The organism is Microbispora siamensis, assembly GCF_016863095.1.
In the GTDB taxonomy this organism is placed as follows: Bacteria; Actinomycetota; Actinomycetes; order Streptosporangiales; family Streptosporangiaceae; genus Microbispora; species Microbispora siamensis.
On record NZ_BOOF01000046.1, the window covers coordinates 15,737 to 37,413 of the forward strand.

Genomic DNA, 21,677 nt, shown 5'->3' on the forward strand with positions numbered 1-21,677 from the left:
GACGACCCGGCCTTCCTGCGGGGGTGACCCCACCCGCGGGGGCCCGACACGCACAGGAGTGGCAACGTGACAGCCGACGCCCCTCGTGGTGTAGACGCACCTGTAGACGCACCCCCGGAGCTCGTCCAACTGCTCACCCCGGAAGGAGAGCGGGTCGAGCATCCCGACTACGACATCGAGCTGACCGCGGAGGAGGTCCGCTCCCTCTACCGTGACCTGGTCCTCGTCCGCCGCGTCGACCTGGAGGCCGTCGCGCTCCAGCGGCAGGGCGAGCTCGGCATCTGGGCGTCCCTGCTCGGGCAGGAGGCGGCCCAGATCGGCTCCGGCAGGGCGCTCACGGACGCCGACATGGTCTTTCCCACCTACCGGGAGCACGGCGTGGCCTGGTGCCGCGACGTCGACCCGGTCAAGCTGCTCGGCCTGTTCCGCGGCGTGAGCAACGGCGGGTGGGACCCGGCCGAGCACAACTTCCACCTCTACACGATCGTCATCGGCTCCCAGACCCTGCACGCGGTCGGCTACGCCATGGGCATCCAGCGCGACGGCGCCGAGGCGGCCACGATCGTCTACTTCGGCGACGGCGCGACCTCCCAGGGCGACGTGAACGAGTCCTTCATCTGGGCCTCGGTGTTCAACGCCCCCATCGTGTTCTTCTGCCAGAACAACCAGTGGGCCATCTCCGAGCCGCTGGAGAAGCAGTCGAAGATCCCGCTCTACAAGAGGGCGTCCGGCTTCGGCTTCCCCGGGATCCGCGTGGACGGCAACGACGTGTTCGCCTGCCTCGCCGTGACCCGCCGCGCGCTGCAGAACGCCCGCGAGGGGCAGGGGCCGACGCTGATCGAGGCGTTCACCTACCGCATGGGCGCGCACACCACCTCTGACGACCCCACCCGCTACCGCCTCGCCGACGAGCTGGAGGCGTGGAAGCTGAAGGACCCCATCGAGCGGGTCAAGGCGTACCTGTTCAAGAACCAGCTCGCCGACCAGGAGTTCTTCGAGAAGATCGACGCCGAGGCCGACGCGCTCGGCAAGGACGTGCGAAGCCGGTGTCTGGCGCTGCCCGACCCGCCACCCGGGGCTATCTTTGATCACGTGTACGCCGGTGACCACCCACTCCTCGACGAGGAACGCGAGCAGTACCTGACCTACCTGGCGGGGTTCGAGCGATGACCACACTGACTCTCGCCAAGGCGTTGAACGAGGGCCTCCGCCGCTCGATGGAGGACGACCCCAAGGTGCTCGTGATGGGAGAGGACGTCGGCAAGCTCGGCGGCGTCTTCCGCGTCACCGACGGCCTGCAGAAGGACTTCGGCGAGGACCGCGTGATCGACACGCCGCTCGCCGAGTCGGGCATCATCGGGACGGCGATCGGCCTGGCCCTGCGCGGCTACCGGCCGGTCTGCGAGATCCAGTTCGACGGGTTCGTGTTCCCGGCCGCCGACCAGATCATCACGCAGCTGGCCAAGATGCCGCTGCGGTCGCTCGGCACGCTCAAGCTGCCGGTCGTCGTACGCATTCCCTGCGGCGGCGGCATCGGGGCGGTCGAGCACCACTCGGAGTCGCCCGAGGCGTACTTCACCCACACCGCCGGCCTGCGGGTGGTCGCGTGCTCGAACCCGGCGGACGCGTACACGATGATCCAGGACGCCGTCCGCTGTGACGACCCGATCATCTTCTTCGAGCCCAAGCGCCGTTACTGGGACAAGGCCGACGTCGACCTCGCCGCCCCCGGCCTGCCGCTCGACCGCGCCCGCACCGTACGGCAGGGCCGCGACGTCACGCTGGTCGCGTACGGGCCGATGGTGAAGACCTGCCTGGAGGCCGCCGCGGCGGCGGAGGAGGACGGGCGGGACATCGAGGTCATCGACCTGCGCTCGCTCAACCCCCTCGACGTGGACGTCCTGACCGAGTCCGTGACGCGGACCGGACGGTGCGTCGTCGTCCACGAGGCGCCCGTCTTCACCGGCTTCGGGGCAGAGATCGCGGCGCGCGTCACCGAGCGCTGCTTCTACAGCCTGGAGGCGCCGGTGCTGCGGGTGGGCGGGTTCTCCACGCCGTACCCGCCGTCCCGGCTTGAGGACCACTACCTGCCCGACCTGGACCGCGTGCTCGACGCCGTGGACCGCTCGTTCGCGTACTGAGGGGGAGGGACTTCTCATGCTCCGTGAGTTCAGGCTCCCCGACGTGGGCGAGGGGCTGACCGAGGCCGAGATCGTCAAGTGGCACGTCGCCCCGGGCGACTCGGTGAAGATCAACCAGACGATCGTGGAGATCGAGACGGCCAAGGCCGTCGTCGAGTTGCCGTGCCCCTACGAGGGCACCGTCTCCGCCCTGATGGTCGGCGAGGGCCAGACCGTGGACGTCGGCGCCCCGATCATCTCGGTCGAGGACGGCGAGGGCGGTGACGACGCCGGCGCGGGCCGGGAGGCGCTGGCGGACGACATGGTGCCGGACGTGCGGAACGGCGCTCCGGCCAAGGAGGAGCGCCAGCCGGTGCTGGTCGGGTACGGCGTCAAGACGAGCGCCACCCGCCGCCGCCCCCGCAAGCCGGCCACGTCCGCTCCGCCCGCTTCGCCGACAACGTCCGCTCCGCCGGTTGCGCCGGTTTCGCCCGCGCTGCCCACTCCTGCTCCGGCCGCTCCGGCCGGTGCGGTCCAGGGCAACGGGTCCGCGGCGTCCGTACGCGTCCTGGCCAAGCCGCCGGTCCGCAAGCTCGCCAAGGACCTCGGCGTCGACCTGACCACCCTCACGGGCACCGGCCCCCAGGGGTCGATCACCCGGGCGGACGTGGAGGCCGCGGTGGCGGCGCCCGCCCCCGTTCCGGCCGCGGCGCGGCGGGAGCCCGGGGCGCGGGAGGAGCGCATCCCGGTCAAGGGGGTCAGGAAGGCGACCGCGCAGGCGATGGTGGCCAGCGCGTTCTCGGCCCCGCACGTGACCGAGTGGCTGCAGGTCGACGTGACCGAGACGATGGAGGCGGTCAGGCGGCTGCGTACGCTGCCCGAGTTCGCCGAGGTCAAGGTCTCCCCGCTGCTCCTCGTGGCGAAGGCGCTGATCACCGCGGTGAAGCGGCACCCGATGATCAACGCCACGTGGACCGGCGAGGAGATCGTGGTCAAGCACTACGTGAACCTCGGCATCGCTGCCGCCACCGACCGCGGGCTGATCGTGCCGAACGTCAAGGACGCCGACGCGATGTCGCTGCCCGAGCTCGCCCGGGCGCTCGGCGAGCTCACCGAGCGCGCGCGGGCCGGGAAGTGCCAGCCCGCAGAGCTGAGCGGCGGCACGATCACGATCACCAACGTGGGCGTCTTCGGCGTCGACGCGGGCACGCCGATCCTCAATCCGGGAGAGGTGGCGATCCTCGCCGTGGGCCAGATCAGGGACATGCCCTGGGTGGTCGACGGGCAGCTCGCGGTCCGCAAGGTCACCACGCTGGCGCTGTCGTTCGACCACCGCGTGGTCGACGGCGAGCTGGGCTCGTACGTCCTGCGCGACGTCGGCGCCATGCTGGAGGACCCCCTCCGCATGCTCGCCTGGAGCTGAGCGGGGACCGGTCAAGTCGAATGCAAGATCGGAACCAGTGAGGTACAAGCTCGGATTCCTACCGTTCGCTTGTGATCCTCATACTGAGCGACCGGCAGGACACCACCGAGCGCCGGGTCCTCCCGAAGACCGAGCGCCCGGGCGTCCCCGTGACCTGGTGGGACAGCGCTGAGTTCCCCGCCGGGTCACGGGTGACGGCGGCATGACCGCCGTATCGGTGACCGCGTTCGCCGCGGTCCTCGCCGACGCCGTCGAACTGCTGCGCGGCCTGCGCCGCCCCCGTACGGCCGTGCCCGAGGCCAGGAGCCTGGCCGCCGCGTGGGCGGCCAGCCACCCGGAGGCGCGGGGCCGGCTCATCGTCGGCCTGCGTCCGGACAGCCCGCTCGTCGACTACGACCTGCTCGTCGAACATCCGGAGGGTGGCACCGTGGCCCTTTCCGTCGCCCTTTCCGCCTTCCCGGACGACGGCGTGCCCCGGCCCGCCGAGCACTCGGAACACTGGGCCCCCGGAAATTGGGCCGCCGGATATTTGGTCACCGTCGACCGCGTGCGCCTGCGCGTCGCCGAGGCGCTCATGCTGCTGCCCCGGCGGCCGTACGGCGACCGCGACGTCCACGACGAGATCGTCGAGCAGTGCCTGCTGATGAACGAGACGCTGGAGGACGGCGAGCCCCTCGACGACGCCGACATCCGGGCCGCCGCCGAGGAGTTCCGCGCCGGCCACGATCTGCGTGACCGGGTTTCCACGCTGGCCTGGCTGGCGGAGATGTCGCTGTCCGGCGAGCAGTTCGAGACGTTCATCGCCGGAATCGCGCGGCGACGGCGCTTTCGCCGGCGCAAGGAGGCCGAGCTGGCCCCGGGATATTTCGAGGCCCACCGCTGCGACTTCGACCGCGTACGTGCCCTGTGGGTGACGGGCTCGCAGCCGGTGAACGGGGAGTTGCTGCGCGGTGTGGGCGGCCTGGTGGGCTGCCGGGAGGCCGTGGTGACCGTGGGCGAGCGGTGGGCCAGGGACCTGCCCGCGCCCCTGCGCCACGCCGCGCACGACACGCTGGTCGGCCCGGTGGCGTACGGCGACGGCTATCTGACCGGGATCCTGCTGGAGCGCCGGGTGGCGACGGACGACCCGGAGACGCTGGCCGCGGCGGGCGCGACCGCGTTCGGCGAGTGGCTCGCCGGACGGCGCAGGCGGGCGTCCATCGAGTGGCACTGGCTCTGAGGCGAGGCCACGGATCGGGACGGCGGTGTCCGCGGGGCGGTGGTGCGCCCCGCGGGCACGGGAGATGAGAGGATGAGCGCCGTGAAGGGCGCGGCCGCCGGGCCGCGTGCGTCTCGTCCCAGGGGGAGTGCATGTTCCGCCACGTCGTGCTGCTGAAGTGGACCGAGGACGCCACCGAGGAGCAGCGCGCCGAGGTGGCCAGGCGGCTGGGCGGCCTGCCGGACGTCATCCCCGAGTTGCGCTCCTACCAGATCGGCCCGGACGCCGGGGTCAACCAGGGCAACTTCTCCTTCGGCGTGGTCGCCGACTTCGACTCCCCGGAGGACTACGTCGTCTACCGCGACCACCCGGCCCACCGGGCGGTGATCGACGAGTGCATCACGCCGATCCTCGCCGCCCGCGCGGCCGTGCAGTACGTGCTCTAGAGCGTTGACCACATACGTTCGCCGGGTCTGATGACACGCTCTTCGAGGTCCATGGCGGGTGTGCCGGGTGGCCCCACCACTTAGCCCGAGTGACGGGGCGACTGTTACGTTCCGGGCATGAAAACAGTCCCGTTCACCGGTGGTGAGAAGGAAAGCCTCCAGGCCAGCTTGGACCGGCATCGCGACGCGGTGCTGTGGAAGGTCGAGGGCCTGGACGACGAGGCGCTGCGACGCCCCATGACCCCGTCTGGGACGAACCTCCTGGGCCTGGTCAAGCATCTGGCGGCCGTCGAATACTGGTGGTTCGCCGACACGTTCGGGCAGGAGCACGAAGAGCTCCCGTTCGACGACGATGACGAGGACGCCGACCTGCGCGTCGACCCCGGCGAGACCACGGCCGACGTCCTCGCCTTCTACGCCCGCGCCCGCGCGTCCTCGGACGAGGTCATCGAGAAGTTCGGCCTCGAGGATCTCGGCACCAACGAGCGCGGCGAGAGGATGACGCTGCGCTGGGTGCTCATTCACATGATCGAGGAGACCGCTCGGCACGTCGGCCACATGGACATCGTGCGCGAGCTCATCGACGGCGCGAGCGGCGACCACCGGCGCGCCTAGTGCTGTCACCGGAAACGATCACCAGGTTGGGTGAGGATTTCAGGCGGCTGGTGCAAGGGGTCGGCCGCCCCAGCGGAGACCCTTCTCGCAACTAGCGCGCATGCAGTGATTCGACCGCTTCGACCAGAGGGGCGAGCCTGGGGTTCTGGGCGGCCTGGTCGAGGGCTTCCCGCAGGGCGGCGTCGTTCGTGGGCCGGGCCTCGGCGAGCAGCGCCAGGCCCTCGGGGCTGACGTCGGTGTAGATCCCCCGGCGGTCGGTGGGGCAGAGGTAGCGGGTGAGCAGTCCCCGCTCTTCGAGCCGGGTCACCAGGCGCGTCGTCGCGCTCTGGCTGAGCACCACGGCGTCGGCGACCTGCTTCATCTGCAGATGGCCGCCGGGGCCGTCGTGCTGCCGGCTGAGCGTCTCAAGCAGGGAGTATTCCCGCACGCTCAGGCCGTGCTTGCTCTGCAGGGCGCGCTCGATGTGCGCCTCGATCCTCTCGTGCAGAAGGGAGAGCGCGCACCAGCCCTGCGCGAGTGCGGTGAGGGCGGGATCGGCGGCCGTCATCGACTCTCCCTCCGTACGTGACTGAGACGAGGATACTCCACTCCTGCAATAGCCCGCGCTTGCAAGTATCAGGCGTCTGCAACTATTGTCTGCGCCTGTTACTTGCTCCTGCAATTGTTGGGGGACCTCCTCATGCCTCTCGCACTCGTAGCCCTCGCCATCGGGGCCTTCGGGATCGGGACCACCGAGTTCGTGATCACGGGGTTGCTCCCGCAGGTGGCGTCCGACCTCGGGGTCTCCATCCCGACCGTGGGCCTGCTCGTCACCGGGTACGCCCTGGGCGTGGTCGTCGGCGCCCCGCCGATGACCGTGCTGGGGACGACCATGTCCCGCAAGCGCGTGCTGATGCTGCTGATGGGACTGTTCATCGCCGGCAACCTGCTCTCGGCCCTCGCGCCGGGCTTCGGGGTGATGCTGGCGGGCCGGGTGGTCGCCTCGCTCGCGCACGGCGCGTTCTTCGGCATCGGTTCCGTGGTCGCGGCCGAACTGGTCGCCCCGCACCGGAGGGCCGGGGCGATCGCGCTGATGTTCACCGGCCTGACCGTGGCCAACGTCGTCGGCGTACCCCTCGGCACCCTGGTCGGCCAGGTCGCCGGCTGGCGGACCACCTTCGCCATCGTCGCCGGGCTCGGCGCCGTCGGCCTGATCGGCATCGCGGTGCTCGTGCCGGAGATGCCGCGGCCCGAGGGCGTACGCCTGCGCCACGAGGTGGCCGCTCTCCGCGACGTCCAGGTGCTGCTGGCGATGGGCATGACCGTGCTCGGTTTCGGCGGCGTCTTCGCGGCCATCACGTACATCGCGCCGATGATGGTCCGGGTCGCCGGCTACCCCGAAGGGGCGGTCACCTGGCTGCTGGTCCTCTTCGGCCTCGGCATGGTCGCCGGCAACCTCGTCGGCGGAAGGTTCGCCGACCGCGCGCTGATGCCGATGCTGTACGTCTCGCTGGGCGCCCTCGCGGTCGTCCTCGCCGCCTTCACGCTGACCGCGCACAGCAAGGTCCTCGCCGCGGTGACCGTCGCCCTGATCGGGGCGCTCGGCTTCGCCACCGTGCCGCCGCTGCAGAAGCGCGTGCTCGACCTGGCCCACGGCGCGCCGACGCTGGCCTCGGCCGTGAACATCGGCGCCTTCAACCTCGGCAACGCCCTGAGCTCCTGGCTCGGGGGCCTCGTCATCGCGGCGGGCCTTGGCTACACCGCGCCGAACTGGGTCGGCGCCCTCCTCACCGCCTCCGCGCTCGTGCTGGCCGTCCTGTCGGCCGCCCTCGAACGCCGCTCCGCCGTGCTCGCGGCCGTCTGACCTTCTCTCACACTCCCGGGCATGCTCACGCACAGGGCGGGCGGCGCTCCCGACCTCCCGCTCGCGTACGTGCCGTGCCGGACGATCACCGGTGCCAGGCGGTGACGGGTCCGTTGTGTGCCGCTTGCTGGAATCTCATTTCGCCGCACACTTTCACCCCCCACCCTGTGCGAGATCAAGGCCGTTCCTGATAACGATTCAGATACGCGAAGCAGGTTCAGAAACGTGAACGGCCTGTGACCTGCGTCACGGCCTCGACGCGCCCTCCCGTACGCCCGTGACCTGCGAACCCGCCATTGACGACGGGCGGCGGGCGGGCGCATCGTAACGAGGCCAGGCGGTTGTCGGTCCGGGTGCCGCCGTTCACCCGGAGGTACGACGCGCGTGAACCATTTGGACTGGTACGTTCTCGGCGCCTATTTCATCGTCATGGTGGGGATCGGCGTCTACTCGCACCGGCGCATCGGCAATATCAGTGACTTCTTCACCGCCGGGGGCAAGATGCCCTGGTGGCTGGCCGGGATCTCGCACCACATGTCCGGCTACAGCGCCGTCATGTTCACCGGGTACGCCGGCATCGCCTACCTCTACGGCGCCACCTCGTACGTCACCTGGGCCTTCCCGATCGCGATCGGCATCGCGATCGGCTCGGTGCTGTTCGCCCCGAGGCTGAACCGGATCCGCTCGAAGCTCAGGGTCAGCTCGCCGCTGGAGTTCCTCGCCAAGCGGTACAACGTGCCGACCCAGCAGGCGCTCGCGTGGTCGGGCGGCCTGCTGAAGATCGTGGACGTCGGCGCGAAGTGGGCCGCGATCGCCACGCTGCTGTCGACGTTCACCGGCCTGTCGCTCAACCAGGGCATCCTCATCACCGGCGTCGTCACCGCCGTCTACTGCACGGTCGGCGGCCTGTGGGCCGACGCGCTCACCGACTTCGGGCAGTTCGTCATCCAGCTTCTCGCCGGTGTCGTGATGCTCTTCGCCGTCCTCGCCAAGCTCGGCGGCATCGGCGCGGTGGGCGACATGTGGGACCGGCTGCCGCCCGATCACGCGAACCCGCTCAACGGCCCGTACACGATGACGTTCCTGCTCGCGTTCCTGTTCATAAAGACGTTCGAGTACAACGGCGGCATGTGGAACCAGGCCCAGCGCTACATGGCCGCGCCGACCGCGGCGCAGGCCGCCCGCGGCGCGCGGCTGTCGGCCGTGCTGTGGGCGGTCTGGCCGCTGCTGCTGTTCTTCCCGATGTGGGCCGCGCCGCTGCTGGTCCACGCGACCAAGCCGGACGCGAGCGACTCCTACGCGCTGCTGACCACCCAGCTCATCCCGCACGGCCTGCTCGGCCTGGTGATCGCGGGCTTCTTCTCGCACACGATGGCGATGGCCTCCTCCGACGCCAACGCGATCGCCTCGGTCTTCACCCGCGACGTGATCCCGGTGCTGTCCCGCGCGGCGCGGGCCTGGGACACCAGGGCCGGCCTGGTCGCGGCCCGGGTCACCACGGTGGCGTTCATCGCGCTGTCGATGGCCGTGGCCACCCAGGTCAACAGCCCGGTGCTGAAGGACATCATCACGGTCGTCATCAAGTGGGTGGCCGGCCTCATGGGCCCGATCTCGATCCCGCTGCTGCTCGGCATGCTGCCGCTGTTCCGCAGGTCCGGCCCGACGGCCGCGCTGGTCTCGTGGGCGGCCGGCCTGTTCGTCTTCTGGCTCACCAACTACGGCATGAGCGACGTCTCGACCGCCGTGGCGACGGCCGCGCCGGTGGCCACCTCGCTGGTGCTCTTCACGGTCATCGGCTTCATCCGTCCGGAGAACACCCCCGAGCGCGAGGAACTGCTCCAGACCGTCAACACCGACGAGGACAGCGCCGCGCGGCCGCTTCCCGCGTCCGCCTGAGAGCGCCCGTGCCTCCCCACTGACCGCCGCACCGCTCCCCGCGTTCACCTGACCGGCCCGGGGTGCGGTGCGGCCCCGGAACGCGGTACGGCCGCCGCACCGGTCAGCGGGCGGCGGCCGTACCGAACCGGAATCGGATCAGAAGGACTCTTCCGGCAGTTCCATGAGGTCCTGGCCGGTGGCGGCGAGCACGCGGCGCTCGGCGGCCAGGCGGGGCAGCACGGTCTGCGCGAAGAACGAGGCCGCGGCGACCTTGCCCGTGTAGAACGCCTTGTCCTCCTCCGAGGCGGACAGGGCGTTCAGCGCGATCTCGGCCTGGCGCAGCAGCAGCCAGCCAAGCACCAGGTCGCCCAGCGCCATGAGGAACCGGGTGGTGTTGAGGCCGACCTTGTAGACCTCCTGCGGCGTCTCCATCGAGGCGATCGCCCAGCCGGCCATCGTGTCGGCCATCGCCTTGACCTCGTCGGCCGCCTCGTCGAGCAGGCCGCGCTCGACCTTCAGCCGTCCGTTGCCCGCCTCAGAGGCGGCGAACGCCTTGATCTCGCCGAGCAGCGACCCCAGCGCCGCGCCCTGGTTCTTCAGGATCTTGCGGAAGAACAGGTCCTGGCCCTGGATCGCGGTCGTGCCCTCGTACAGTGAGTCGATCTTCGAGTCGCGGATGTACTGCTCGATCGGGTAGTCCTGCAGGAAGCCCGAGCCGCCGAGCGTCTGCAGCGAGCGGGCCAGCAGCTCGTACGACCGCTCGGAGCCGACGCCCTTGACCAGCGGGAGCAGCAGGTCGTTGAGCGCCTCGGCGGCCTCGTCGCGGCGGCCCTCGAACTCCGCGATCTGGATCTGGTCCTGGATCGTCGCCGTGTAGATGACCAGCGCCCGCATCGCCTCGGCGTACGACTTCTGCAGCATGAGCTCGCGGCGTACGTCGGGGTGGTGGGTGATCGTCACGCGCGGGGCGGTCTTGTCGCCCGAGCGGGTGAGGTCGGCGCCCTGGACACGGTTCTTGGCGAAGTCCAGCGCGTTGAGGTAGCCGGTGGACAGCGTGGCGATGGCCTTGGCGCCCACCATCATGCGGGCGTGCTCGATGACCATGAACATCTGCCGGATGCCGTCGTGCACGTCGCCGACCAGGTAGCCGATGGCGGGGTGCTTCTCGCCGAGCGTGAGCTCGCAGGTCGTGGAGACCTTCAGGCCCATCTTCTTCTCGACGTTGGTGACGTACACGCCGTTGCGCTCGCCCAGCTCGCCGGTCTCCAGGTCCACCAGGTACTTCGGCACGAGGAACATCGACAGGCCCTTGGTGCCGGGCCTGGCGCCCTCGGGCCGGGCCAGCACGAGGTGGAAGATGTTCTCGGCCATGTCGTGCTCGGCGCTGGTGATGAAGCGCTTGACGCCCTCGATGTGCCAGGTGCCGTCGGGCTGCTGGATCGCCTTCGTACGGCCCGCGCCCACGTCGGAGCCGGCGTCGGGCTCGGTCAGCACCATGGTCGCGCCCCAGCGCCGCTCGACGGCCAGCTCGGCGAACCGCTTCTGCTCGGGGGTGCCGAGTTCGAACAGCAGGTGGGAGAAGGCCGGGCCGCAGGCGAACATCCACACGGCGGGGTTGGCGCCGAGCACCATCTCGGCCATGGCCCACACCAGGCTGCGCGGGGCGGGCGTGCCGCCGAGCTCCGGCTGCAGCTCCAGGCGCCACCACTCGGCGTCCACCCAGGCCTGGTAGGAGCGCTTGAAGCTCTCCGGCATGGTGACGCTGTGGGTGGCGGGATCGAAGACGGGCGGGTGGCGGTCGGCGTCCTCGAACGACTCGGCGATGGGGCCGGTGGCGAGCCGGTTCACCTCGTCCAGCACGCTTCGCGCGGTGTCCTCGTCCACCTCGGCGAACGGGCCGGTGCCGAGGATCTCCCTGCGCCCGAACACCTCGAAGAGGTTGAACTCCAGGTCGCGGAGGTTGCTCTTGTAGTGACCCATCTGTGTGCGCTCCTAGAACCGAACCCGGGGGTAACGTACTGGTCGGTAACTCTAAACGAATGCTACCCGCGAGTAACCGGCGATATCCATGGTCTGTGCCACAGATCGCACGGAATGGTGACGCACAACCGGTATGTTCTCGTTGTGAGAAGGCCGTGATCCGCGGTCTTCCCGGACGAGGTGCCCGCCGTACCCGGACCAGCGAAGACGGTGGGCGGAAGGACATGGACCAAGTTCTGCAGATCGTCGGCGCCGTCCTCATCCTCGGCGCGTTCCTGCTCTCCCAGATGAACGTCCTCGACAACCGCTCGAAGATCTACCTCACGCTCAATTTCGCCGGCTCCGCGGTGCTCGCGTGGCTCGCGTACGCGGACGACGACTGGGGATTCCTGCTCCTGGAGGGGGTCTGGGCCATCGTGTCCGCGGTCGGGCTCGTCCGGTCCCTGCGCCCACGGCGGGCGACAACGTAACCTGCTTGACACTTTTACCGGTGTCGCGATTGGCTGGGCGCGTGATTGAGATCTACACGACGACGATCGACTGTGCCCAGCCCTACGAGCTGGCCCAGTGGTGGAGCGCGGCCCTGGGCTGGCCGCTCGTCGACTCCGAGCCGGAGGACGACGAGGTCATGCTGGAACGTCCGGGCGGTGTCCCGCACCTGCTCTTCATCCGGGTGGCTGAGGGCAAGACGGTCAAGAACCGCGTGCACCTCGACGTGAGACCCAGCGGGGACGGCACCCGCGACCAGGAGGTGGAGCGGCTGCTCGCGCTCGGGGCCAAGCCGTACGAGGACCACCGGACGCCGGACGGCGCCGGATGGGTCACCCTGCTCGACCCCGAGGGCAACGAGTTCTGCGTCTGCCGCGGCGAGGCCGAGCGCGCGGCCTCCGCCTGACGTCTACTGGGCCTTGGCCCGGCCGCGCATCGAGAACGTGAGGACGGCGGTGATCAGCAGCACGACCGCGCCGCCCCACAGCGCGTCCCAGGCCGAGCCGAAGACGCCCTCGCGGTCGATCACGAGCTGCACCGGGTACATGAGGGCCGCCGCGCCGAGGCCCGGGTAGAGCGAGAAGCGCCAGGGGTGGCGCAGCGCCCAGAGACGGGCCTGCCGGGTCACCCGGTCGCCGACGTCCGGCTTGGAGATCGCACCGATCGCGGCGACGAGGGCGAACACGGTGATCCCCGCGCACAGGGCCCAGGTCAGGTCGGCGGGGCCGGGCAGGATGACGCCCAGGAGGAAGCTCGTGGCCGCGACCGCCCCACCGGACGTCGCCGCGGCCCGCCAGGGCGCGCCGCGCAGGGCCGCGCCGGCCAAGGACATCTCGTCCATGCGGGTCAGTTCGTTCATGACTACAGCGTGCCTTTTCGGGCCTTTCGCCGGCATCGGGGAAGTCCCTGAGCCGCCCCTGACGCCACCCGGTTAGGCTCCCCCGCATGGATCTGCACTTCCGTACAGCCCGGCGTGAGGACGTCCCCGTCATCGTGGCGATGATCAACGAGGACCCGATCACCGCCGCCCGTCCGTCCTCCGGGGAGCCCGACTACTACGCCGCCTTCGAGGCGGTGGACACCGACCCGCGCAACGAGTTGATCGTCGTGGAGTCGGACGGCGAGGTGGTCGGGACCATGCAGATCACCTACATCCCCGGACTGTCGCGACGGGGCGGCGAGCGCGCGCTGATCGAGGCGGTCAGGGTCGCCGTGCCGCACCGCAACCGGGGGATCGGCCGGGAGATGATGCGGTGGGCGGTCGAGCGGGCCCGGGAGCGCGGCTGCGCGCTGGTGCAGCTCACCTCCGACAAGGCCCGCACCGAGGCCCACCGCTTCTACGGCTCGCTCGGCTTCGACGCCTCACACGAGGGGTTCAAGCTCCTCCTCTGACAGTGGGGCGACGTCGACGAAGTTGTCGTGGTAGACGGGGCCCCGGCCCATGTCGGCGTCCCGCTCGTCCACGAGCGCGTTGGGGTTGGCGCCGGCCGACAGCTTCGGCCAGTGGCCCTTCGGCGCCGCCACCACCCCCGGCGCGACCCGGTCGCTGACCTCCACGTACGCCCTGAACTCGCCGTTGCCGTTGAAGACCCGGGCGGCCTGCCCGTCCACGAGCCCCCGGGACTCGGCGTCGGCCGGGTTGACCAGCACCCGCGGGCCCTTCGACCGCTTGCGCAGCTCCGGATTGTTGGCGAACTGCGTGTTCAGGAACGTGTGCGCGGCCGGGGTGATCATGACGAGCGGGTGCGGCCGGTCGGCGGGAGCCGTACGGGCGGTGAGCGAGGGGACGTAGCCCGCCACCCGCGGCAGCCCGGCGGCCTCGGCCTTCTCGGAGGCGAACTCCAGCCGCCCGCTCGGCGTCGGGAAGCCCTCCGTGAACGGCACGAACGGGTCGGCCACCCGGAGTCGGGCCCACCCCTCCTTGCGGATCTCCTCCACGGAGATCCCCGTCTGGGCGAGCGTCTGCTCGGCCAGTTCAAGGTCGCTGTCGTACAGGGACGGCTCGGTCAGGCCCATCAGCCGGGCGAGCCTCCGGAAGGTCTCCGTCGTCGGCAGGCACTCGCCCGGCGGCTCGACGGCGGGCTCGTTCCACACCATGTACATGTGCCCGTAGCCGTGGTGCACGTCCAGATGCTCGATCTGCATGGTCGCGGGCAGCACGTAGTCGGCGTAGTCGACGGTGTCGGTCGGGAACTGCTCCATCACCACCGTGAACAGGTCCTCCCGCGCCAGCGCCGCCCTGATCCGGTTCTGGTCGGACGTTGAGCCCAGCGGGTTGGCCGCGTAGACCCACAGGCACTTGACCGACTCGTCCAGCCCGTCGGCCAGCCGGGTCATCGTGAGCGTGCGCACGGGATGGGGGAGCAGGTCGTCGCGCGGGTCGGGGCCCGTGGGGGCGTACCCCGAGGTGGAGTAGGCCACGCCGCCGCCGGGGTATCGCCAGTCGCCGGTGACGCCGGGGATACAGGCGATCACCCGCATCGCGGCCCCGCCGCCCGCGTGCCGCTGGATGCCCATCGTGGCCCGGATGCCGGTCGGCCGGGTGTGCGCGAGCCGTACGCCGAGGGCGCGGATCCGCTCCTCGGGCAGGCCGGTGATCTCCGCCACCAGCGCCGGGGGATGCCTGCGGATCTCGGCCTCGAACTCGTCCCAGCCGGTCGTGTGCTCCTCGATGTACGCGCGGTCCTCCGCGCCCTCCTCCAGCACGACGTGCAGCAGGCCGAGGGCGAGCGCGGCGTCGGTGCCCGGCCGGATCGGCAGGTGCTCGTCCGCCTGGTCGGCCGTACGCGTGCGGATGGGGTCGATCGCCACGACGTACGCCCCGGCGGCGCGGGCGTCCTGGACGAACTTCCACAGGTGGTGGCCGCTGGTCAGCGTGTTGGTGCCCCACAGCAGGATCAGCCGCGACAACGCGAACGTCTCGGGGTCCATGCCGCCGGGAGTCCCGTTGACGTACCGCAGCCCGTCGTTGCCGGCCCGCGCGCAGATGTTGAGGTCGTGCCGGGACGCGCCGAGGGCGTTCCAGAACCGCCGCCCGGCCTGACCCGACTCGCCCTGGACATACCCGAGCGTCCCGGTGCCCTGGTAGGGCCAGATCGCCTCGCCGCCGTGCTCCTCGACGATCGACGTCAGCCTGGCGGCGATCTCCGACAGCGCCTGGTCCAGGCTGATCCGCTCGAACCGGCCGGACCCCTTCGGCCCGACCCTCTTCAACGGGTGGAGAATGCGGTCGGCCGACCGCACCTGCTCCAGGTAGCGGTTGACCTTCACGCACAGGGCCCCGCGCGTGTAGGGGTGGTCGCGGTTGCCGCGCAACCCGACGGCCTCGCCGTCGCGTACGGTGACGACCCAGGAGCAGGTGTCGGGACAGTCGAGCGGACAGGCGCCGAGGACGGGTAGCGACGAGCTCATGGCATCGACGTTAGCGCGCCGCCTGCGGGCGGTCTCTACCGGATTTCCCCCACGTACGCGATGTTCGCGGTGTCCTCGGGATCGGTGCTGGGCGCCCCGGAGAACCAGGCGTCCAGGATCTCGGTCAGGACCTGCCGGGAGGTGAGGCGGAGACTGAGCGCGAGCACGTTGGCGTCGTTCCATTTGCGGGCGCCCGCGGCGGTGGCGGCGTCGGCGCACAGCGCCGCCCGCACCCCCGCTACCTTGTTTGCCGCTATGGACGCGCCGGTGCCGGTCCAGCAACAGACCACGGCCTGGTCCGCGCGGCCCTCCGCGACGTCCCTCGCCGCGGCGGAACAGCACCACGCCCAATCGGCCCGGTCGCCGGGGGCCAGTGCTCCATAGAGTGTGACTGAATGGCCGCGCCGTTCCACCTCGGCCACAAGCTCCGACGCGACCCCGTCGAGGCTGTCCGAGGCCAGGGATATACGCATGCCGTCAATTGTGGACACCGAGTGCGAAGATCGCACAGAATCGCTGGTGGTGAGAGGCATAAAGGAGCAGGACATAACGCTGGACACTCCTGGCCAAGGAGCTGTCCTCGTCGTCGAGCCTCTGCTGCCGCAGCGGATCCGCCGTCCTTCCGACGCACTGCGGTTCCTGCTCACGCTGCTGGCCCTCGTCGCCGTCGTGCTGATGGCTCTGGCCCTGCAGCGCACGCTGAACGGCCTGGAGACCGACGTACAGGCGGGCACCGGCCGCGCCCCCGATGTGCTGTCGGCCGCCGCCGGGCTGCTGGGCGGCGTCGCCGTGCTGATCGTCCCGGTCGCGTTCGCCGTCGAGCGGGTCTTCCACCGCGACGGCATGCGCGTCACCCAGGGACTGATCGCCGCGATCCTCGCCCTGCTGGTCTCGTACGCGCTGGACGAGTGGCTGGTCAAGGGGGGCCCCGCCGACCTGGTGCAGTTGCTCACCGGTGGCAGGGACGTGGAGCCGCTCAACACCGTGCTCACCCCCGCCATCGCGTACGCCACGGCCGTGCGGATGGGCCGGCGCCCGCACTGGCGGGCACTCATGTGGGTCGCGCTGGCCCTCGACGTGTTCGCGCTCTTCACCGCCACCAAGGTCACCGCCCTCGGCGTGATCCTCACGTACGTCGTCGGCCTCGCCGTCGGGTTCGGCACGCTTTACGGCATCGGCAGCGCGAACACCAGACCGCCCGGCAGCGCCGTGCTGGCGGCGCTGCGCAAGCTCGGTTTCACGCCGATCAGCGCCAGGCGGGTGGAGGACGACAGCTCGGGCAGCCGCCGCTACCTGGTCGGCCTCGCCGACGACCGGCGGATCGACGTGACCGTGCTCGACCGGGACCGGCAGGTGGCGGGCGTCCTCTACCGGCTGTGGCGGCGTTTCCTGCTCAACAGCGAGACCCGGCGCAGGGCCATCCGCTCGCTGCGCGCCGAGCTGGAGCGCGAGGCGCTGATGGCGTACGCCGCACAGGCCGCCGGGGTGCGGCTGCCCCGCCTGCTCGGCACGAGCGAGATCGGCACCGAGGCCGCGCTGCTCGCCTACGAGCACGTGGACACCCGGCCGGTGAGCGATCTACGGGACGAGGACTTCGACGACGAGCTGCTGGCGCGGATGTGGGAGCAGGTCCGGCTGCTGCACGCGCACCGCCTGGCCCACCGCCACCTCACCGGCGAGAGCATCCACGTCGACGCCCAGCGGAACGTCTACCTCGTGGACGCCCGCAGCGGCGAGATCGCGGCAGGCGACCTGCTGCTGCGGCTCGACATCGCCCAGCTCCTCGCCTACCTCGGCACCCGTGTGGGAGCCGAGCGCTCCGTCGGGTCGGCGGCGAAGGCGCTGGGGGAGAACACGCTGGCCGGGGCGATGCCGCTGCTCCAGCGGATCGCGCTGAGCCGGGACACCCGGACGGCCGCCCGCCGGGACAGGAAGCTCCTGCCCGCCATTCGCGAGCAGATCATCGCGATGAAGCCGCAGGTCGAGGTCGAGGAGGTGCGGCTCGAGCGGTTCCGCCCCCGGACGCTGGTGACGATCATCGTCAGCACGCTCGGCGCCTACTTCCTGCTCTCCCAGCTCAGCCAGGTCAACCTGACCAGCGTGATCACCACGGCGAACTGGGCGTGGAGCGGCGTCGCGCTGGTCGCCGGCGCCCTCAGTTACGTCGCGGCGGCGATCATGCTGCGTGGGTTCGTGCCCGAGCCGCTGCCGCTCGGCCGTACGGTCCTGGCCCAACTCGCCGCGTCGTTCGTGAAGCTGGTCGCGCCCGCCGCCGTCGGTGGCGTCGCGCTCAACACGCGTTATCTGCAGAAACGAGGCGTCCCGCCGGGCGCGGCGGTGACCAGCGTCGGGGCTTCGCAGCTCATCGGCCTGGCCATGCACATCATGTTGCTGCTGCTGTTCGGCTACCTCACCGGAACGCAGGCCGCGCCGTCCCTCACCCCGTCGCGGGGGCTGCTCGTCGTGCTGCTCGGCGTCGCGGTGCTCTTCCTGATCGTGCTCGCCGTACGGCCGCTGCGCCGTGTGCTGACCACCCGCCTGCGGGCCATGTTCTCGGGGGTCATCCCCCGACTGCTCGACGTGGTGCAGTCGCCCAAGAAGATCTTCGAGGCGGTGGGTGGGACCCTGCTTCTCACCCTCAGCTTCGTGATCTGCCTTGAGGCGTGCGTGCAGGCGTTCGGCGGCAAGGCCAGCTTCACGGCGGTCGCCGTGGTGTTCCTGGCCGGCAACGCCATCGGCTCGGCCGCTCCGACGCCCGGCGGGCTGGGCGCGGTGGAGTACGCCCTGTCGCTCGGTCTGCAGGTCGCCGGAGTGCCTGGCCCCATCGCCACCTCGGCCGTGCTGCTGTTCCGGCTGATGACGTTCTGGCTCCCGGTCCTTCCCGGCTGGGCCTCCTTCGCCTACCTCCAGCGTCAGAACGCGCTCTGAGCCGTCGCCGGCCAGAGGCGGCGCCGTCCGGGCCGGTGCGTTGAGACCCCTGGTGTCGGTGCCCGGAGCAGAGAACCAGAGATCACGAGCCGCGGCTCAGGCGCCGCGGCTCGTGGACGCTCATTCCGCGCTGGAAGCGGCCCAGAGATTGATGCCGCACTCGACCGCGTCCTTGTCGATCGCGTCCAGTTCGTCCTGGGTGAAGTCGAGCCGGTTGACCGCGTCGAGGCTGTCGTCGAGTTGCTCGACGCTGCTCGCGCCGATCAGCACCGACGTCACCCGCCGGTCGCGCAGCGCCCAGGCCAGGGCCATCTGCGCCAGCGACTGCCCGCGCTGCCCGGCGATCTCGTTGAGCCGCCGGACATGGCGCAGGCTCTCCTCCGTCAGCAGGGACGGATCGAGCGACTTGCCCTGGGCCGCCCGCGAGTCCTTCGGGATGCCGTTCAGGTAGCGGCCGGTCAGCATGCCCTGAGCCAGCGGAGAGAACGCGATGCAGCCGGCGCCCTCCTCCTCCAGCACGTCGAGCAGCCCGTTCTCGATCCACCGGTTGAGCATCGAGTAGGAGGGCTGGTGGATGAGCAACGGGGTGCCCATGTCCCGCAGGATCGCCGCGGCCTGCCGGGTCCGCTCCGGAGAGTAGGACGAGATGCCCGCGTAGAGCGCCTTGCCCGAGCGGACCGCGTGGGCGAGCGCCCCCATGGTCTCCTCCAGGGGCGTCTCCGGATCGAAGCGGTGGCTGTAGAAGATGTCCACGTAGTCGAGGCCCATCCGCTTCAGCGACTGGTCGAGGCTCGCGAGCAGATACTTGCGCGATCCCCAGTTGCCGTACGGGCCGGGCCACATGTCGTACCCCGCCTTCGTCGAGATCACCAGCTCGTCCCGGTACCTGGCGAAGTCCTGCTGGTAGAGGTGCCCGAAGTTGATCTCGGCGGAGCCGTACGGCGGACCGTAGTTGTTGGCGAGGTCGAAGTGGGTGACTCCGCGGTCGAAGGCCCGTCGGAGGATAGCCCGCTGGGTCTCGATCGGCTTGTCGTCGCCGAAGTTGTGCCACAACCCGAGCGACACCGCGGGCAGCCTCAGCCCGCTCCGTCCGGTCCGGTTGTACGGCATGGGCCCATAACGGCCCTCCGCAGCCACATAGCTCACGCGGTCACTCCAACTCGGTCAAGGATCCAGGAGAGCGCGAACGCCTCCTCACGCCAGGCGTCATAACGGCCGCTGCGGCCTCCATGGCCGGCGCCCATCTCGGTCTTCAACAGGAACGGGCCGCCCTGCGCGGTGGCGCGGAGCCGGGCGATCCACTTGGCCGGCTCGTGGTAGAGCACCCGGGTGTCGTTGAGGCTGGTGGTCGCCAGGATCGGCGGGTAGGGCCGGCCGTCGACGTTCTCGTAGGGCGAGTAGGACTTCATGTACGCGTAGACCTCGGGGTCGTGCAGCGGATCACCCCACTCGTCCCACTCGGTCACGGTGAGCGGCAGCGACGGGTCGAGGATCGTGTTCAGCGCGTCCACGAACGGGACCTCGGCGACGATCCCCGCGAACTCCTCCGGCGCCAGGTTGGCGACCGCGCCCATGAGCAGACCACCGGCTGAGCCGCCCCTGCCGATGATCTTGTCGGACCATCCCTCGGCCTTCAGATGCCGCGCGGACGCCACGAAGTCGGTGAAGCTGTTCTTCTTCTTCGTCAGCTTGCCGTCCTCGTACCACCGGCGGCCCATCTCACCGCCCCCGCGCACGTGGGCGATCGCGAACACGAACCCCCGGTCCAGCAGCGAGAGCCGGGCCACCGAGAAGTAGGGATCGATGGACGACTCGTAGCTGCCGTAGCCGTAGAGCAGGGTGGGGGCGGGCCGGCTCGTGTCCTTCCGGACCACGATCGAGATCGGGATCCTGGTGCCGTCCGGGGCGGTGGCCCACTCGCGGAACTGCTCGTAGTCGGCCGGGTCGTAGCCGCCGAGCACCGCCCTCTGCTTGAGCAGGATCAGCTCGCGCGAACGCAGGTCGTAGTCGTAGACCGACGGCGGGGTCACCATCGACGTGTAGCTGAGGCGCAGCCGGCTGGTCTCGAACTCCGCGTTGCCGGCCGGCGCCACGTCGTACAGCGGCTCCGGGAAGGAGATCTCGTACGGCTCGCCGCCGTCACCCGGCAGGATCCGGACACCCGTGAGGCCGTCACGGCGGAAGTGGACGCTGACGTAGTCCTTGAACGCGTCCACATCGAGCAGTCGCGTGTCGTCCCTGTGCTCGATCAGCGGAGTCCAGCTCCCCGGATCGTCGATGGGTGCACTGGCGAGCTCGAAGTTCACGGCGCCGTCGTTGTGGAGGATGAGGAAGCGGTCGCCCGCGTGCTCCAGCGCGTACTCCACGCCGGTCTCCCGGGGCCGCACCACGGCGAACTCGCCCTGCGGGGTGTCCGCGTCGAGGATCCGCACCTCACTGGTGATCTTGCTGCCCGAGGTCAGCACCAGGTAGCGCTGGCTGCGGGTCAGCCCGATGCCCACCCAGAAACGCTCGTCGTCCTCCTGGTAGACGACGACGTCGTCGGCCGAGCCGAGCGTGTGCCGGTGAATCCGGTACGGACGCCAGGCCTCGTCCACGGTCGTGTAGAAGAACGTGGAGCCGTCGGCCGACCAGGCGCCGCCGTAGAAGACTCCGGGGATCTCGTCCGGGAGCAGCTCGCCCGTCTCCAGATCCTTGAATCGGAGGGTGAAGCGCTCGTCACCGGAGAAGTCGGTCGAGTAGGCGAGCTTCGTGCCGTCGGGGCTGACCGCGCTCGTGCCCATGGAGAAGAAGGGGCTGTCACCGGCGAGCTCGTTGCCGTCCAGGATCACCTGTTCGCCCGGGAGCGGCGTGCCCGGCTCCAGATGGGGCGGGCTGTCACCGTCGGCGGCCACCCGGCACTGGATGCCGTACTGCTTGCCCTCTTCGGTCCGGGAGTAGTACCACCAGGCGCCCTTGCGGGTGGGCACCGACAGGTCCGTCTCCAGCGTCCTGCCCTTGATCTCCTTGAAGATGTTCTCCTGGAGGTCCTGCAGGTGGCCGGTCATCTCCTGGGTGTAGGCGTTCTCCGCCTCCAGGTACGCGATGGTGTCGGGGTCGTCCTTCTTGAGCAGCCACGCATACTCGTCGACCACGGTGTCACCGTGATGCGTGCGCTCCAGGGGAACCTTCTTCGCTACAGGCGGCATGTCGCTCACCCGCCAAAGTCTATGTTCGGCATGGTCCCGCCAAGCCTCCTCGCTGCGGCCTGTGGATAACTCGTGACGGGGAACATGGGGCCCGCGGCCGGCGGAATACAACCGGGACCCCAGGCGTTCGACTCAAGTTGGGTCATGGCGGTGCCGGA

At 70.3% G+C, this 21,677-nt stretch carries 20 protein-coding genes and 1 riboswitch; of the genes, 13 read left to right on the forward strand and 7 right to left on the reverse strand.

The features are described from left to right. The first annotated feature begins 66 nt into the window (after positions 1–66). The 7 genes from pdhA to Msi02_RS33325 all read left to right on the forward strand — a co-directional run bounded on the left by pdhA (position 67) and on the right by Msi02_RS33325 (position 5,802). Positions 67–1,170 (forward strand): pyruvate dehydrogenase (acetyl-transferring) E1 component subunit alpha, encoded by a 1,104-nt coding sequence (gene pdhA, locus Msi02_RS33300; protein ID WP_079315167.1) that lies wholly within the window; start codon positions 67–69, stop codon positions 1,168–1,170. After that, positions 1,167–2,141 carry an alpha-ketoacid dehydrogenase subunit beta gene (locus Msi02_RS33305; RefSeq protein WP_204051849.1) on the forward strand — a complete coding sequence of 325 codons (975 nt, stop codon included), beginning with the start codon at positions 1,167–1,169 and terminating at the stop codon, positions 2,139–2,141. Before pdhA ends, Msi02_RS33305 begins: the two co-directional genes overlap by 4 nt. 16 nt (positions 2,142–2,157) lie before the next feature. Beyond that, a complete protein-coding gene (locus Msi02_RS33310) occupies positions 2,158–3,543 on the forward strand; it encodes a dihydrolipoamide acetyltransferase family protein (RefSeq protein ID WP_204051850.1) in 1,386 nt (461 codons plus the stop codon). A gap of 71 nt (positions 3,544–3,614) precedes the next feature. Continuing rightward, positions 3,615–3,749, forward strand: a complete 135-nt coding sequence (locus Msi02_RS44115; RefSeq protein ID WP_256862577.1) for a hypothetical protein — start codon at positions 3,615–3,617, stop codon at positions 3,747–3,749. Continuing rightward, entirely contained in the window at positions 3,746–4,762 is a 1,017-nt protein-coding gene (locus Msi02_RS33315) for a TIGR04500 family putative peptide maturation system protein (protein WP_204051851.1), read from the forward strand. Before Msi02_RS44115 ends, Msi02_RS33315 begins: the two co-directional genes overlap by 4 nt. Before the next feature lie 131 nt (positions 4,763–4,893). Beyond that, positions 4,894–5,187: a Dabb family protein gene (locus Msi02_RS33320; RefSeq protein ID WP_079315164.1), complete on the forward strand. Its 294-nt coding sequence runs from the start codon at positions 4,894–4,896 to the stop codon at positions 5,185–5,187. Between the two features lie 117 nt (positions 5,188–5,304). Next, positions 5,305–5,802: a DinB family protein gene (locus tag Msi02_RS33325; protein WP_204051852.1), complete on the forward strand. Its 498-nt coding sequence runs from the start codon at positions 5,305–5,307 to the stop codon at positions 5,800–5,802. A 91-nt stretch (positions 5,803–5,893) separates the two neighbouring features. Here Msi02_RS33325 and Msi02_RS33330 read toward each other — a convergent pair whose 3' ends face one another. After that, complete coding sequence (locus Msi02_RS33330; RefSeq protein WP_079315162.1) at positions 5,894–6,349, reverse strand: MarR family winged helix-turn-helix transcriptional regulator; 456 nt, start codon at positions 6,347–6,349, stop codon at positions 5,894–5,896. A gap of 132 nt (positions 6,350–6,481) precedes the next feature. Between Msi02_RS33330 and Msi02_RS33335 the strand changes: the two genes are divergently transcribed. Both Msi02_RS33335 and Msi02_RS33340 read left to right on the forward strand, forming a co-directional pair. After that, positions 6,482–7,645 carry an MFS transporter gene (locus Msi02_RS33335; RefSeq protein WP_204051853.1) on the forward strand — a complete coding sequence of 388 codons (1,164 nt, stop codon included), beginning with the start codon at positions 6,482–6,484 and terminating at the stop codon, positions 7,643–7,645. Positions 7,646–8,029: 384 nt separating this feature from the next. Then, positions 8,030–9,541, forward strand: coding sequence for a sodium:solute symporter family protein (locus Msi02_RS33340; protein ID WP_204051854.1), 1,512 nt, complete (start codon positions 8,030–8,032; stop codon positions 9,539–9,541). 138 nt (positions 9,542–9,679) lie between these two features. Here Msi02_RS33340 and Msi02_RS33345 read toward each other — a convergent pair whose 3' ends face one another. Beyond that, positions 9,680–11,503, reverse strand: a complete 1,824-nt coding sequence (locus Msi02_RS33345; protein WP_204051855.1) for an acyl-CoA dehydrogenase — start codon at positions 11,501–11,503, stop codon at positions 9,680–9,682. Between the two features lie 146 nt (positions 11,504–11,649). Next, positions 11,650–11,722: riboswitch (guanidine-III (ykkC-III) riboswitch) on the forward strand. A gap of 5 nt (positions 11,723–11,727) precedes the next feature. Here Msi02_RS33345 and Msi02_RS33350 point away from each other — a divergent pair. Both Msi02_RS33350 and Msi02_RS33355 read left to right on the forward strand, forming a co-directional pair. Next, positions 11,728–11,973, forward strand: a complete 246-nt coding sequence (locus Msi02_RS33350) for a CBU_0592 family membrane protein (RefSeq protein WP_204051856.1) — start codon at positions 11,728–11,730, stop codon at positions 11,971–11,973. 41 nt (positions 11,974–12,014) lie between these two features. After that, positions 12,015–12,398 carry a VOC family protein gene (locus tag Msi02_RS33355; protein WP_204051857.1) on the forward strand — a complete coding sequence of 128 codons (384 nt, stop codon included), beginning with the start codon at positions 12,015–12,017 and terminating at the stop codon, positions 12,396–12,398. A gap of 3 nt (positions 12,399–12,401) precedes the next feature. Here Msi02_RS33355 and Msi02_RS33360 read toward each other — a convergent pair whose 3' ends face one another. Continuing rightward, positions 12,402–12,851, reverse strand: coding sequence for a hypothetical protein (locus Msi02_RS33360; RefSeq protein ID WP_239108949.1), 450 nt, complete (start codon positions 12,849–12,851; stop codon positions 12,402–12,404). Positions 12,852–12,937: 86 nt separating this feature from the next. On the opposite strand from Msi02_RS33360, the gene Msi02_RS33365 reads away from it, so the two are divergent. Beyond that, positions 12,938–13,384, forward strand: coding sequence for a GNAT family N-acetyltransferase (locus Msi02_RS33365; protein WP_204051859.1), 447 nt, complete (start codon positions 12,938–12,940; stop codon positions 13,382–13,384). Here Msi02_RS33365 and Msi02_RS33370 read toward each other — a convergent pair. After that, positions 13,355–15,403 carry a molybdopterin-containing oxidoreductase family protein gene (locus Msi02_RS33370; RefSeq protein WP_204051860.1) on the reverse strand — a complete coding sequence of 683 codons (2,049 nt, stop codon included), beginning with the start codon at positions 15,401–15,403 and terminating at the stop codon, positions 13,355–13,357. The genes Msi02_RS33365 and Msi02_RS33370 overlap by 30 nt on opposite strands. A gap of 35 nt (positions 15,404–15,438) precedes the next feature. Then, entirely contained in the window at positions 15,439–15,876 is a 438-nt protein-coding gene (locus Msi02_RS33375; RefSeq protein WP_204051861.1) for an RpiB/LacA/LacB family sugar-phosphate isomerase, read from the reverse strand. A gap of 49 nt (positions 15,877–15,925) precedes the next feature. On the opposite strand from Msi02_RS33375, the gene Msi02_RS33380 reads away from it, so the two are divergent. Further along, complete coding sequence (locus Msi02_RS33380) at positions 15,926–18,331, forward strand: lysylphosphatidylglycerol synthase transmembrane domain-containing protein (RefSeq protein WP_239108950.1); 2,406 nt, start codon at positions 15,926–15,928, stop codon at positions 18,329–18,331. A 120-nt stretch (positions 18,332–18,451) separates the two neighbouring features. Here the strand turns inward: Msi02_RS33380 and mgrA are convergent, their stop codons facing one another. Both mgrA and Msi02_RS33390 read right to left on the reverse strand, forming a co-directional pair. Continuing rightward, entirely contained in the window at positions 18,452–19,477 is a 1,026-nt protein-coding gene (mgrA, locus tag Msi02_RS33385; RefSeq protein WP_204051863.1) for an L-glyceraldehyde 3-phosphate reductase, read from the reverse strand. Further along, complete coding sequence (locus Msi02_RS33390) at positions 19,474–21,519, reverse strand: S9 family peptidase (protein WP_204051867.1); 2,046 nt, start codon at positions 21,517–21,519, stop codon at positions 19,474–19,476. Before Msi02_RS33390 ends, mgrA begins: the two co-directional genes overlap by 4 nt. Between the last annotated feature and the right edge of the window lie 158 nt (positions 21,520–21,677).

What these genes read in the sequence shown, in the direction of transcription:
- Msi02_RS33345 (WP_204051855.1), bottom strand. Translation starts at nt 11,503, where the DNA reads ATGGGTCACTACAAGAGCAACCTCCGCGACCTGGAGTTCAACCTCTTC.
- Msi02_RS33310 (WP_204051850.1), top strand. Translation starts at nt 2,158, where the DNA reads ATGCTCCGTGAGTTCAGGCTCCCCGACGTGGGCGAGGGGCTGACCGAG.
- Msi02_RS33330 (WP_079315162.1), bottom strand. Translation starts at nt 6,349, where the DNA reads ATGACGGCCGCCGATCCCGCCCTCACCGCACTCGCGCAGGGCTGGTGC.
- Msi02_RS33360 (WP_239108949.1), bottom strand. Translation starts at nt 12,851, where the DNA reads ATGAACGAACTGACCCGCATGGACGAGATGTCCTTGGCCGGCGCGGCC.
- Msi02_RS33350 (WP_204051856.1), top strand. Translation starts at nt 11,728, where the DNA reads ATGGACCAAGTTCTGCAGATCGTCGGCGCCGTCCTCATCCTCGGCGCG.
- Msi02_RS33305 (WP_204051849.1), top strand. Translation starts at nt 1,167, where the DNA reads ATGACCACACTGACTCTCGCCAAGGCGTTGAACGAGGGCCTCCGCCGC.
- Msi02_RS33375 (WP_204051861.1), bottom strand. Translation starts at nt 15,876, where the DNA reads ATGCGTATATCCCTGGCCTCGGACAGCCTCGACGGGGTCGCGTCGGAG.
- Msi02_RS33325 (WP_204051852.1), top strand. Translation starts at nt 5,305, where the DNA reads ATGAAAACAGTCCCGTTCACCGGTGGTGAGAAGGAAAGCCTCCAGGCC.
- Msi02_RS33320 (WP_079315164.1), top strand. Translation starts at nt 4,894, where the DNA reads ATGTTCCGCCACGTCGTGCTGCTGAAGTGGACCGAGGACGCCACCGAG.
- Msi02_RS33365 (WP_204051859.1), top strand. Translation starts at nt 12,938, where the DNA reads ATGGATCTGCACTTCCGTACAGCCCGGCGTGAGGACGTCCCCGTCATC.
- Msi02_RS33315 (WP_204051851.1), top strand. Translation starts at nt 3,746, where the DNA reads ATGACCGCCGTATCGGTGACCGCGTTCGCCGCGGTCCTCGCCGACGCC.
- Msi02_RS33390 (WP_204051867.1), bottom strand. Translation starts at nt 21,519, where the DNA reads ATGCCGCCTGTAGCGAAGAAGGTTCCCCTGGAGCGCACGCATCACGGT.
- Msi02_RS33370 (WP_204051860.1), bottom strand. Translation starts at nt 15,403, where the DNA reads ATGAGCTCGTCGCTACCCGTCCTCGGCGCCTGTCCGCTCGACTGTCCC.
- Msi02_RS33335 (WP_204051853.1), top strand. Translation starts at nt 6,482, where the DNA reads ATGCCTCTCGCACTCGTAGCCCTCGCCATCGGGGCCTTCGGGATCGGG.